The sequence below is a fragment of the Geomicrobium sp. JSM 1781026 genome (assembly GCF_041949955.1).
Classification (GTDB): Bacteria; Bacillota; Bacilli; order Bacillales; family Marinococcaceae; genus Geomicrobium_A.
The window spans coordinates 149,374-161,541 of record NZ_JBHFQF010000005.1; the positions used below are offsets into that span (position 1 = coordinate 149,374).

A 12,168-nucleotide genomic window follows, 5' to 3' on the forward strand; every position below is an offset into this window, starting at 1 on the left:
CCACATGAAAATAATGATGGAATCCATCGCGCATTAAGAGAAGGAATGACCTCTCAAACGATTTCCAAGTGGAATTCAAGAGGGTGTGGAGCCCTCTTCCCACACATTATAAAGAAGGTACAACAAGGAAGTACCGATGATTGGATGGATTTTAGTCAATCTTTCGCAATACATTTATCAGCAGAATCCTTTAAAAACTATTTGCGTTTTCCGTATTCTTCAGATCGGATTATTGCATTCAACATTGAACAAACCGTTGACTTATTTGCATATATAGAAGAAGAGGGCATGGGCAGTGAATACACGCCAGGAATGTTTACAGATCACCTCCCTTCTAAACAAAGGCTTATGGAACAATATTGGAACAGTCGAATGACGCTAACAGATTATCTAGTGCACAAGCCTTATAAGGAAGCGGAGTATATCTGTTTTGATTACATCCCTCCTTATTTAATAGAAGGTTATATGAATCAAAAAAAGTGGCTTTGAGAATGTTGTTCATTCCCATAGCCACTTCTCGCTCTACTTATTCTTCAACATCTAACCATTCATCAACCGTTTCACGGTTATCATCAATCCATTGCTCGGCAGCTTCGACTTCATCAATTTCTTCTTCAGAGATCTTGAGCATTACTTCGTTCATATCCTCAGTCGTCCAGTAGAAGTTATCTAGAATTTGGAATGCAACAGGATCATCCTCTTCAAGACCTTCACGGACGATTGTGCGAATTTCTCCTTCTTCTTGGTAGATGCCTTTAGGATCTTCAAGAAATTTTAAGTCATGGGTATTAAATTTCCAGTGTGGTTGCCAACCTGTTACAACAATCGGTTCTTCATTTTCAATATGTGTCGACAATTCTTGAGTCATAGCAGCATCAAAACTGGATTGTAGTTGAACGTCATCAATTTCGTATTCTTCTAGAACCGTTTCAGTTGTTGAGTTCACCCCGGCACCAGCGTCGATGCCAGTAATATGAGAAACGACAGAACCATCGAGTTCTTCAATGCTATCAATATCCATATACGTTGGCACAGCTAGACCCGTTTGCGCTCCTTCCAAGTTTGGCCCGAGATCGACGACCTGATCACCAAACTGCTCATAATCATGCTGCATATCATCAGGTAGCCAACCAGCAATATGTGCATCGGCTTCTCCTTCTGCAACACTTGCCCACATGACGCCTTGCTCAACGGTCGTTATCGTCACATCATAGCCCGCTTCTTCTAATACAAGCTTCATGACATTGTTAGACGCAATTTCAGAATCCCAAGTAACGTAGACGAGCTCGAGTTCTTTGTCTTCTTCTGCCGTCGCGCTTGTGTCTTCGCCATTGTTTGTACCGTTATCACCGCAAGCAGCTAATGCTAATGCGGATACACTTAAGAGTGGAAGTTGCCACTTCTTCATGATTCGAATCTCCCCTTCGGTTAATTCTGTTTGTTTAAAACAAATTAAACATTATGTACAGACTATCATAGATCACCAATCTGTCAACGTTTAAACTACTATACCATAAAAACAAACTTGCAAATGAAGGTAAGGATCGATATACTTAATTTTGCGTTCGTTCGAAACGTTTTAAATAAAAGGGGTGCTACTATGTCAGAACCAACAGCAGCTCACGAAGAACTAGAAGAGGCACACGCACAAATTAAAAATGGCATCGCAGATACAATGGATATTTACGGCGTAAACCGATCCGTTGGTCAACTGTACGCAACACTCTATCTAAGTGATGAGCCAATGACATTAGATCAATTACGAGATGAGCTTGGTATGAGCAAGGGCAGCATGAGTCTTGGAGTACGTAAACTTCTAGATGAGAAGATTATTCATAGAGTTTACCGTAAAGGTGAAAGAAAAGACTTGTATCAAGCTGAACAAGACTTTTTTCAATTTTTTATTTCATTTTTTACTCGCCGCTGGGAACGAGAAAAGAATGTAAACTTACATGCAATTAAACAAGCACAGCCGAGATACAAGAAAATTATGGAAGACACAGCCGCCCCAGACAGTGTAAGAGAAGAAGCCACGTATCAGTACAATAAGATTAATGAATCGCTTCAATATTATCGTTTTCTCGATATCTTAGTTGAAGAGTTTGAAGAGGGCGACCTTGCACAGCGGCTATTGGAAAAGCATGAAGCGAAAAAGAAAGAAGGAAGCTGATCATCATGATTGGTTTCCTCCTTTCTTTTTTTGTTTTTCTTTGACAGGATAAAAACGGCATGTTAAGTTATAAACATAGAACGTTTAATATATATTAAACAAATTGAAGGAGTGAGTTCCTTGAACGTAAACATGTACATTAATGGAGAGTGGACCGATGCGGTTCACGGATCTAAACGAGACATTATAAATCCCTACAATCAGGAAGTTATTGCAACGGCTTCAGAGGGAACACGCGAAGATACTGAACGAGCGATTAAAGCAGCAAGAGTCGCTTTTGATTCTGGAGAGTGGAGCAACACACCAGCAGGAGAGCGTGGGAAAACTGTGAATGAGATTGGAAGGCTCATTCGAGAAGACAAAGAAGAACTGGCTCGTCTAGAAACTTTGGACACAGGCAAGACGATTGAAGAAAGTCGCGGAGACATGGACGACATTGCCGATGTATTTGAGTACTTCGGTGGATTAGCAGATAAAGATGGCGGAGAAGTCATCCCAAGTCCAATCCCAGACTCAACGAGTAAAGTCGTTCGAGAGCCAATCGGCGTATGTGGCCAAATTACACCGTGGAATTACCCATTGTTACAAGCCGCGTGGAAATTAGCACCCGCACTTGCTGCAGGGAACACACTTGTCATGAAGCCAAGTGAAATTACACCGCTCACAACAGTACGTGTGTTTGAACTTTTTGAACGAGCAGGTCTACCAAAAGGAGTAGCCAACCTCGTACTCGGAGCGGGAGCAGAAGTCGGAGCGCCTTTATCGGAGAGCTTGGACGTGGATCTTGTTTCATTTACAGGCGGTATTGAGACAGGGAAAACGATCATGCGTTCAGCGAGTGATAATGTAAAGAAAATCGCACTTGAACTAGGTGGTAAAAACCCGAACATCGTGTTTGCGGATGCGGACTTTGAAACAGCCGTTGACCAAGCGTTAAATGCAGCCTTTTTCCACGGAGGTCAAGTATGTTCGGCAGGTTCACGATTACTCGTAGAAGAATCGATTCACGATACGTTCGTTGATGAACTCATTAAACGAGCAAGCCGTATCAAGCTTGGAAATGGATTTGATGACACGACGGAATCGGGTCCCCTTATTTCAGCAGACCACCGCGAGAAAGTTGAAGGATATATTGACGTTGGTGTGAACGAAGGGGCAACACTTGCTGTCGGTGGTAAACGACCTGAAGGCAAAGAGTTTGAGAATGGGTTCTTTTTTGAGCCAACGATCTTTACAAACTGTACGGCTGACATGCGCATCGTACAAGAAGAGATTTTTGGTCCGGTCATTACTGTGGAGACGTTCACAACAAAAGAAGAAGCCATTGAACGAGCCAATGATACGATTTATGGCCTTGCTGGTGCTGTATTCTCAAATGACATCGCCAAAGCAGAAGAAGTAGCTGAACAACTCCGCATGGGAACGGTATGGATTAATGATTTCCACCCATACTTTGCACAAGCGCCATGGGGTGGGTACAAGCAATCTGGATTTGGTCGTGAGCTTGGCAAGATTGGACTCGAAGAATATACAGAAGTGAAGCATATTTTCCGCAACCAAAAACCAGCACCAGTAAAATGGTTTAATTCCTAATATATATCTACGATGAAGGAGAGATTTAGACATGAGTATGCACATGAAAGTTGAATCAATGCTTGGCTATCATACATTTGAGGTACCGACAGCAATTAAGCACGGAATCGGTGCCATTCAATATTTAGGAGAAGAAGTAAAAAATCTCGGCGCGTCAAAAGTCATGCTCGTCACGGATCCGGGAATTTATAATGCAGGCGTTACAAAACCTGTTGAAGAAAGCTTAAAGGCAGCTGGAGTTGATGTCGCCGTATTCAATCGCGTAGAACCAAACCCTCCAACGCGTTTAATCGGTGAAGGTTCAACATTCTACAAAGAAAACGGTTGTGATGGACTCGTTGCTGTAGGTGGTGGATCTTCTATGGACACAGCAAAAGCTGTTGGGGTAGAAGTTTCTCATGAAGGTACGGTATTGGATTATGAGGCTGCAGAAGGCAAGAAGCCACTTGAAAACCGCATTCCACCACTCGCAACCATCCCAACAACAGCGGGCACAGGTTCAGAAGTGACACAGTGGGCAGTAATTACTGATGAAAAGCGTGAATACAAGTTTAATACAGGCGGGCCATTGATCGCTGCACACTTGACGATCATTGACCCGAAACTCCATGTTTCTATGCCACCACATGTGACCGCTATGACAGGCATTGATGCCATTGCTCACGCAGTGGAGTGCTACACGATGAAATATGCACAACCAGTAACAGATGCTGTTGCGCTTCTAGCGATCGAGTATGCTGCAACCTACATTCGCCGTGCTTTTGCTGACGGTGAAGATCTTGAAGCTCGTTACGGGATGTCTCAATCAGCGATGCTTGCCGGTCTTTCTTACGGTAGTGAATCTGCAGGAGCTGCGCATGCGATGAGTCAATCACTTGGTGGAATTGTGCCGGTAGCACACGGACAATGTGTGGCAGCGATGATGGGACCTGTTATGGAGTTTAACTGGAAAGGTGCACCAGGTCGCTTTGCAAGAATCGCACAAGCTTTCGGCATTAATACTGCTGATATGACGACTGAGGAAGCTGCAAAAGCAGCGGTTGACTATATGTACAACCTCGTTGAAGAATTGGAAGTTCCGACGCTTGAAGAACAGGGCGTTGACCCAACACAAGTCGAGCGCTGGTCAAAAGCTGCAATGGATGATCCGCAAACGATTGGAAATCCAAGAGACCTTACCGTTTCTGATTACGAGTGGATTTATAAGCGTTGCTTCAATCAAGTTGAGAAAACGATTTAATGAAAGAAGCCGGCCGTCTCACTGGGAGACGGTTGGTTTTTTTATGGATGAAAGCTAAATGGAATGAACTTAATATTTTCCTTATTTGCGCTATCGGTTTTTGCTTACTAGTACAAGCGGATGATTGTACTCCAGAGCACAAGTGCAACATCGGCGGTCAAAAATCGCTCGCCGTGTTTTCTATGCACTCCAGAGCACAAGGGCAACACGGCTTACTTTTCTGCCTACTGGCTAAGGTGTATAGAAGGAAGTCCAAATGCATCAAAAATCCATTTACGTGACACTTGTGAGAGGAAAAATCATCACTTTAAAAGTGAATCCGCACATAAACGGAGTCAACGGTCACAAATCGCGATATATGTGACAGTTGAGGGCCGAAAGAGGCCGGTTTGACGGCTGAATTGTCACATAAGTGACAGGTCATAATATTCCTTACGCCAAGTGATGACCATCGATCACATCTTGTTACCCTTCGGCAATCCTTCTTCGTGTTGGCGGTAAACCTTGTAGTGACGAACAACGATCGACACCGAAATTGTCGAAGTGAAACGAGGTGAAAATTAATAGCAATAGGGAGGCGTTTCCCCGTAAAGGCCGATCTCGAACATAGGGTTCAGTGAATATCTTTAGTCCAACTTATATAGAGAAGTATTGACAATTTCAATACCCACCCGTAATATAGTAAACAGTTAACATTTCAGAATATTTAAAGAGGTACACGATGCGAATCGAAAAACAGACAATAAGTGAACAAGTAGTCGCAACCATTCGAAAACAAATCTTCTTGCAAGCATACGAGCAAGGTGATGCACTCGTTGAGGCAGAGTTATCCAAGCAGTTAGGAGTGAGTAGAGGACCGATACGCGAGGCATTTGCAAAGCTTGAGAGTGAGAATCTTGTTACAAAAAGGTCAAATGGTCGGACTATCGTCAACGGCTTTACTGAGGAAGACATACGGAAATTATACGACAGCCGAATTTTACTAGAGACCCATGCGCTTTCTCAAGCGAATAAAAACGAGGTTGTAGAGATCGTTCCGCGACTGCGGCAATGCATATACGATATGGAAGTCACAACGAACGAAGTAGAAGCGGATGTTCGTTTCCACATGCTCATCATGAAGCTTAGTGGCAACAAAACGCTGCTTCAATTATGGAAGTCTTTAGAAGGGATTTTTGCAACCCTCGTCGACATTACTAGTGTTGTATCAGCGCCCAATCATGAGCGGGTTGTCGAGAGGCATCGGGTGATTGTTGATGCGATTCATGAGTATGACTTAGCGTGTGCGAAACAATTGCTAAACGAGCATTTGCTTGAAGCAATGGATTATTGCACTGAAGGAATTGAACAGATAAAGGAGACGTATAACAATGGCAAAAGTTAAATGTGCAATTATTGGCTCTGGAAACATCGGTACAGATTTAATGTACAAGTTGCTCCGAAGTGAAACGTTGGAGCCGACAGCGATGATCGGCATTGATCGGGACTCAAAAGGGTTGGCACTAGCGAAAGAGCACGGACTCAAACCGATTTATACGAGTATCGAAGGTTTTCAAGAAGAACCTGAACTCGCAGACATCGTGTTTGAAGCCACATCGGCGAAAGCACATCAAAGCAACGCGCCGATTCTAAAAGCAATGGGGAAGCGGGCGATTGACCTTACCCCAGCTGCAATTGGCCCTTTCTTTGTACCGGCTGTTCAAGAGGATGCAAACTCCGTCGTTGAGCTAGACAACGTGAATATGGTGACGTGTGGCGGGCAAGCAACGATCCCAATGATAAAAGCGGTTTCAGATGTTGTTGGTGTGGACTACGCTGAAATTGTCGCCTCTATCTCAAGTAAAAGTGCTGGCATCGGAACGAGACAGAATATTGATGAGTTTACAGTCACAACAGCACGTGCGATCGAACAAGTGGCGAACGTGAAAGAAGGAAAAGCGATTATCATTTTAAATCCTGCCGATCCTCCAGTTTTAATGAGAAATACAATTCATATGCAACTTTCTGAAGATGCCGATACTCACACTGAAAACATTCTTGCTTCAATAGAGGAGACGTTGAAGAAAGTTCAAGCGTACGTACCTGGGTACCGCTTTAAAGCCGACCCGGTAATTCAAGGGAAAATCGTAACCGTTTCTGTTGAAGTTGAAGGAAATGGTGACTTCCTCCCGACGTATTCAGGGAACTTGGATATCATCACTTCGGCAGCGGTCAAAACAGGGGAACTCATGGCAGATCATATGATGGTAAAGGAGTACTAGATCAATGAAAAAAATAATCATTAATGATGTGACGCTGAGAGATGGGATGCATGCCCTCTCTCATCAATACTCCAAACAACAAATTGCTCAACTGACTGAACTTTTAGATGAGACGGGTGTGGATATTATTGAAGCCACGCACGGAGATGGACTCGGTGGCAGTTCGATTCAATACGGATTTTCTAAAGAAGATGAAAAAACGATCATCACAACGGCCGTTCAACATGCGAAACAAGCGAAAATTGCTGTATTGCTCTTACCGGGGGTTGGGACGATTGAACATTTAAAGCGTGCTCACTCTTACGGAGCATCGGTCGTTCGCGTTGCAACGCATTGTACAGAAGCAGACGTCTCTGAACAACATATACGTGCCGCCAAAGAGTTGGGTATGGACACGGTCGGCTTTTTAATGATGGCGCATCGAACATCAGCAGAAAATTTGCTAGAAGAAGCAAAGAAAATGCAAGATTATGGTGCAGACACGATTTATGTCACCGATTCAGCTGGAGCGTTAACGATGAATGAAGTGCGTGAACGCATCCGTTTATTTAAAGAGAACCTGAGCGTAAAAATTGGGTTTCATGGGCATAATAACCTTTCTCTCGGGGTTGCCAATTCCATTGCTGCCATTGAAGAGGGCGCTGACCGAATTGACACGAGTTTGGCAGGCATGGGTGCTGGTGCAGGCAATACCGCAACCGAACAACTTGTCGCCGTCATGAATAAGATGGGGATTGATCACAACGTTGATTTGTATAAATCAATGGATGCTGCAGAAGATGTGATGAAGCCGATGATGAAGCGACCCGTACAAATCGATCCGCTTAGTTTAACGCTTGGGTATACGGGTGTTTACTCAAGCTTCCTACTCTTTGCTGAAAGAGCAGGAAAAGAGTACGATGTAGACCCTCGAGACATCTTAACGAGATTAAGTGAGATGGGTGCAGTGGGTGGCCAAGAAGATTGGATTATTGGGGTTGCGCAAGAGCTAGCGAAAGAAAAAGCGAAGGCAACAGTATAGTATAATCGGGGCAGGTTCTACTCGGTCATCTTTTGACCTTTTAAGACCCCGCCCCATTTTTATGTCCCTGAATATTTGTGATTAATAATCGTATAGATAATCTTTTTTGCTAAGTCACGAATATGAGGCGTTTTTCGATATTGTACATACACAGAATTTGGAATCGAGGAAATCTCATCCACTTTTCGAGTGCAAATGCCATCTGAATACGTTTCATCGATCCCTAACTCCGGTATAATTCCAATACCAATATGGTGAGCGACAGCTTTTAAAAGCATTTCATTATTGTCAACATCGATACGTGTAAGTCCACGAGCCCCGATTAATACTTGATCAATTAAACGCCATAACTCTGTATTCCTCCGAAAGCTAATCATTGTCTCTCCATGTAAATCTTCCAATGTAATCGTCGGTTTATTGCATAGCGGATGATCGGTTGGTAAGACGACGACCAGTTCATTTGAGAAAAGATATTCGGAATCTATATCAGAATTTTTAGACAAAACATTGCGTGCAAAGATCATGTCAATCTCTCCAGCCAATACCCTTTCGTTTAGATTCACAGAGTCATAACCTTCAATGATCTGGATGTTAATGTTGCCGAGTGACTTAATCGTCTTTAATAGCTCAACAATAAAGGAGTAGGAGTAGCCTGGTGAGAAACCAACGCGAATGGCAGGGTCTTTCGTAATGTTAGTAATTTCTTTTGATTGATTAATATAGATGAGAATATTTTTTGCATAATCCTTAAACATATCGCCTTCTCTCGTAAGAAATATTTCATGCCCTACTCGATTAAATAATGTACATTTTAGTATCTCTTCTAAAGATTTCATTCGTGACGTTACCGTTGGTTGCGTCACGTTTAGGGATTCAGCTGCTTTGGAATAGCTTTTATGCTTGGCAATAGCTAAAAAAGTTTGCAATTGATATTCATTCATGACAGATCCCCCCCTCACAAACTTGTAAGCGTATTCAAAAAATGTGTTGTTACTCGTTCCGATTCCCTTATTATATCGAACAAAGGAGAGAAATCCTAGATTGTTGTTCTTCTATAAGCAACAACGCACAGGGTTTGTACGCCGTATATCATTTTTCTATACAAAAGACTGAAAACTAAGAAATAATCAATTGGTGTTCTTTTCGTATGAAATTTATGATGAAACTACACAGGGATATTTAGTGGGAAAGGATGGATAGGTTACATGGAAGATCGCTTGCTTAGTGAAACGTTAACGGAAAAGGTAGCGATCGTTACTGGTTCTGCACGGGGAATTGGTTACGAAATTGCTAAGAAATTACTTCATTCAGGTGCAAAGGTTGTCATTGCAGGAACAGATGAAGAACGAACGAAAAGCGCTTACAAACAATTGAAAGCGCTAACAGAACAAGAAGTCATATACTTCACTGGAGATTTATCAAATGAACGGAACGTCGATGACTTGGTGCAATACACATTAAATACGTGGGGAAAGGTTGACATTCTCATTAATAATGCCGGGGGAGGAGTCATCTTACCGTTCCTCGAGCAAACGCCTGAAACATTAAGGACGACCATCGATCGAAACTTATGGACCGCGGTCTGGTGTTGTTACAAAGTACTTCCTTATATGGTGGAAAACAATTATGGTCGCATCGTGAACGTCGGTGCGGATTCTGTAAGAAATGGGTTATGGGACCACGCAGCGTACAATGCCGCTAAAGGTGGAATGCACGCGATGACGACAGGACTTGCACGAGAGTTTGCCAAGTATGACATTACCGTAAACACCATTGCACCACCGGCGGTTGATTGTGAAGCACTTGATCGCATTCGCGAGCGAGACGACGCATTGGTAGATAAATATATTGATATTATCCCGAAAGGCAGAGCGGCGAGGATGGAAGAAGTCGCTGATGCTGTCTGGTACGTTTCTACTGAAGGGGCATCTTTTATCACCGGACAAGTGATCAGTGTGAACGGTGGCAGCAACATGCTGTAGATCGAATCTAGAGGAGGAATAAATCATGAGAGAGATTGTTCGAGATAACATTGATAAAAATGAGTTCCTTGTTCACCGGAGTGTGTTTACTGATAAGGAGATTCTGGCACACGAGCGCAAAGAGATCTTTAGCAAGTGTTGGCTGTTTATCGGCCATGAAACCGAAGTTGCTAACAAGGGAGATTACAAGCGTAAGAAAGTTGGCGGCAGAAATTTGCTTTTCGTAAGAAGTCAAGACGAAGAGTTACGCGTTTTGTACAATACATGTCCACACCGTGGTGCACTCGTTTGTCGTGAGGATGAAGGGAATTCTCGGGTGTTTCGGTGCTTCTACCATGCGTGGAGCTTCACCAATGACGGTAAGTTAGCAGGAATGCCAGGCAAAGATGGGTTTCCAGATGATTTTAATGATGAGGGCACGAAAGATATGAAAGCCGTGAATCGCGTTGAGAGTTATCGAGGGTTTGTGTTCGTGAACTTTGATGATGATGCATGTACGTTAGATGAATACTTGGCGGGTGCGAAAGAGTATATTGACCTTGCTGTTGACCAAGCCGAACAAGGACTTGAGGCGCTCGGTGGTGTTCAACAATATAGTGTTCGTGCAAATTGGAAATTACTCGCTGAGAACAGTGTGGATTTGTATCATGGAATGCCAACGCATAAAACGTATTTTGATATTAAACAAGCGCAAGACCCTGAGATTAAAAAAGTAAAACTAGAAGGGCAAGGAAAGGACCTTGGCAACGGACACGCCGTTATGGAATATGTTGCACCTTGGGGACGGCCAGTTGCGCAATGGACGGCGATTTGGAGTGAAGAGCTGAAACATGACATGGAGAAGATGAAAGAGCGATTGGTTGAGCGGTTTGGGGAAGAGCGGGCAGACCGCATCGCGAATTACAACCGAAACATCATTATCTTTCCGAATTTAGTCATTAACGACATCATGGCCATTACTGCCCGCACATTTTATCCAACGTCTCCTGGTTACATTGAAGTTTCAGGCTATTCAATGGCTCCTGTCGGAGAAGACGAAGCGCACCGCTTAGCCCGCAACAATAACTTCTTAGAATTTTTAGGGCCAGGGGGATTTGCCACACCAGATGATAATGAAGCATTAGAATTATGCCAAGAAGCGTATACAAACAATTACGAAGTGCAGTGGAACGATATTTCAAAAGGAATGGTGCGTGGTGAAGAGAACACGCTCGCAACTGATGAATTGCAGATGAGAAGTTTTTGGCGTCAATATAAGAAGGTCATTCAATCGTCGCTTGAGAAGGAGGCTGTATACAGATGACGGTTACGAGTGTAACACGACAAGGTATCATCGACTTCTTATTTCAAGAAGCACGGCTATTGGATGAGTGGAATTTGTTGGCATGGGCTGATTTGTTTACCGAGGATGCGACGTACCTCATCCCGCCCATTGGTGAACCAGACGCAAGCCCACTCTCGTCGCTATTTTATGTGCATGACAGCAGATCACGACTACAAGAACGTGCAGAACGGTTATTGAAAAAAGAAGCTCATGTGGAATACCCCCATTCGACGACGATCCGAAACTATCACAACATACTCATCGACGATGAAAGCGATCCTTCGATCATTAAAGTTGCTTGTAATTTTACAACTCACCGTACGAAGAGAGAAATGTTGGATACGTTTATCGGCCGGGCGTATTTTGATCTAGTACAAACGAAGGAAGGCATCCGAATTCAAAACAAAAAAGTCATTCTTTACCTGGATAGTTTACGCCCCCACGGGAAGATTAGTTTGATCTTGTAGAGAATTCTCTAACACGATGTAGTGGGGCGAGAGCCCCGCTCTCGGCTACTCGACGTGCCGAAGAAAGGAAGTGAACGACGGTGCATGAAGAAGTTTTTGACATCACGATT

The 12,168-nt window shown here is 43.4% G+C and carries 12 protein-coding genes; 10 read left to right on the forward strand and 2 right to left on the reverse strand.

All coding sequences use genetic code 11. The annotated features are described in order from the left end of the window. Positions 1-45: 45 nt before the first annotated feature. Positions 46-489, forward strand: a complete 444-nt coding sequence (locus ACE1TF_RS10470; RefSeq protein WP_375016541.1) for a hypothetical protein — start codon at positions 46-48, stop codon at positions 487-489. Between the two features lie 37 nt (positions 490-526). On the opposite strand, the gene ACE1TF_RS10475 is transcribed toward ACE1TF_RS10470, so the two are convergent. Further along, positions 527-1,408, reverse strand: a complete 882-nt coding sequence (locus ACE1TF_RS10475; protein WP_375016543.1) for a glycine betaine ABC transporter substrate-binding protein — start codon at positions 1,406-1,408, stop codon at positions 527-529. A 192-nt stretch (positions 1,409-1,600) separates the two neighbouring features. On the opposite strand from ACE1TF_RS10475, the gene ACE1TF_RS10480 reads away from it, so the two are divergent. The 6 genes from ACE1TF_RS10480 (at position 1,601) to dmpG (ending at position 8,285) form a co-directional block, all read left to right on the forward strand. Continuing rightward, on the forward strand, positions 1,601-2,170 hold the full coding sequence (locus ACE1TF_RS10480) for a GbsR/MarR family transcriptional regulator (protein WP_042399986.1): 570 nt from the start codon (positions 1,601-1,603) through the stop codon (positions 2,168-2,170). Between the two features lie 132 nt (positions 2,171-2,302). Further along, entirely contained in the window at positions 2,303-3,763 is a 1,461-nt protein-coding gene (betB, locus tag ACE1TF_RS10485; protein WP_375016896.1) for a betaine-aldehyde dehydrogenase, read from the forward strand. A gap of 31 nt (positions 3,764-3,794) precedes the next feature. Beyond that, complete coding sequence (gbsB, locus tag ACE1TF_RS10490) at positions 3,795-5,003, forward strand: choline dehydrogenase (protein ID WP_375016545.1); 1,209 nt, start codon at positions 3,795-3,797, stop codon at positions 5,001-5,003. Positions 5,004-5,724: 721 nt separating this feature from the next. After that, positions 5,725-6,387, forward strand: coding sequence for a GntR family transcriptional regulator (locus ACE1TF_RS10495; RefSeq protein ID WP_375016547.1), 663 nt, complete (start codon positions 5,725-5,727; stop codon positions 6,385-6,387). Then, a complete protein-coding gene (locus ACE1TF_RS10500; protein ID WP_375016549.1) occupies positions 6,374-7,264 on the forward strand; it encodes an acetaldehyde dehydrogenase (acetylating) in 891 nt (296 codons plus the stop codon). Before ACE1TF_RS10495 ends, ACE1TF_RS10500 begins: the two co-directional genes overlap by 14 nt. 4 nt (positions 7,265-7,268) lie before the next feature. Next, on the forward strand, positions 7,269-8,285 hold the full coding sequence (gene dmpG / locus ACE1TF_RS10505) for a 4-hydroxy-2-oxovalerate aldolase (RefSeq protein WP_375016551.1): 1,017 nt from the start codon (positions 7,269-7,271) through the stop codon (positions 8,283-8,285). A 59-nt stretch (positions 8,286-8,344) separates the two neighbouring features. Here dmpG and ACE1TF_RS10510 read toward each other — a convergent pair whose 3' ends face one another. Continuing rightward, positions 8,345-9,226 carry a LysR family transcriptional regulator gene (locus tag ACE1TF_RS10510; protein ID WP_042399996.1) on the reverse strand — a complete coding sequence of 294 codons (882 nt, stop codon included), beginning with the start codon at positions 9,224-9,226 and terminating at the stop codon, positions 8,345-8,347. Between the two features lie 264 nt (positions 9,227-9,490). Here ACE1TF_RS10510 and ACE1TF_RS10515 point away from each other — a divergent pair, with 264 nt between their 5' ends. The 3 genes from ACE1TF_RS10515 to ACE1TF_RS10525 are packed head-to-tail and all read left to right on the forward strand — an operon-like array spanning position 9,491 to position 12,058. After that, entirely contained in the window at positions 9,491-10,267 is a 777-nt protein-coding gene (locus ACE1TF_RS10515; protein WP_375016554.1) for an SDR family NAD(P)-dependent oxidoreductase, read from the forward strand. A gap of 25 nt (positions 10,268-10,292) precedes the next feature. Then, on the forward strand, positions 10,293-11,570 hold the full coding sequence (locus tag ACE1TF_RS10520) for an aromatic ring-hydroxylating oxygenase subunit alpha (protein WP_375016556.1): 1,278 nt from the start codon (positions 10,293-10,295) through the stop codon (positions 11,568-11,570). Then, entirely contained in the window at positions 11,567-12,058 is a 492-nt protein-coding gene (locus tag ACE1TF_RS10525; RefSeq protein WP_375016559.1) for an aromatic-ring-hydroxylating dioxygenase subunit beta, read from the forward strand. The genes ACE1TF_RS10520 and ACE1TF_RS10525 overlap by 4 nt, the downstream gene beginning before the upstream one ends. Positions 12,059-12,168 lie beyond the last annotated feature (110 nt).

Excerpts from the sequence above, each read along its gene's own strand:
- ACE1TF_RS10470 (WP_375016541.1), top strand. The coding sequence starts at position 46 with ATGACCTCTCAAACGATTTCCAAGTGGAATTCAAGAGGGTGTGGAGCC.
- ACE1TF_RS10475 (WP_375016543.1), bottom strand. The coding sequence starts at position 1,408 with ATGAAGAAGTGGCAACTTCCACTCTTAAGTGTATCCGCATTAGCATTA.
- ACE1TF_RS10480 (WP_042399986.1), top strand. The coding sequence starts at position 1,601 with ATGTCAGAACCAACAGCAGCTCACGAAGAACTAGAAGAGGCACACGCA.
- betB (WP_375016896.1), top strand. The coding sequence starts at position 2,303 with ATGTACATTAATGGAGAGTGGACCGATGCGGTTCACGGATCTAAACGA.
- gbsB (WP_375016545.1), top strand. The coding sequence starts at position 3,795 with ATGAGTATGCACATGAAAGTTGAATCAATGCTTGGCTATCATACATTT.
- ACE1TF_RS10495 (WP_375016547.1), top strand. The coding sequence starts at position 5,725 with ATGCGAATCGAAAAACAGACAATAAGTGAACAAGTAGTCGCAACCATT.
- ACE1TF_RS10500 (WP_375016549.1), top strand. The coding sequence starts at position 6,374 with ATGGCAAAAGTTAAATGTGCAATTATTGGCTCTGGAAACATCGGTACA.
- dmpG (WP_375016551.1), top strand. The coding sequence starts at position 7,269 with ATGAAAAAAATAATCATTAATGATGTGACGCTGAGAGATGGGATGCAT.
- ACE1TF_RS10510 (WP_042399996.1), bottom strand. The coding sequence starts at position 9,226 with ATGAATGAATATCAATTGCAAACTTTTTTAGCTATTGCCAAGCATAAA.
- ACE1TF_RS10515 (WP_375016554.1), top strand. The coding sequence starts at position 9,491 with ATGGAAGATCGCTTGCTTAGTGAAACGTTAACGGAAAAGGTAGCGATC.
- ACE1TF_RS10520 (WP_375016556.1), top strand. The coding sequence starts at position 10,293 with ATGAGAGAGATTGTTCGAGATAACATTGATAAAAATGAGTTCCTTGTT.
- ACE1TF_RS10525 (WP_375016559.1), top strand. The coding sequence starts at position 11,567 with ATGACGGTTACGAGTGTAACACGACAAGGTATCATCGACTTCTTATTT.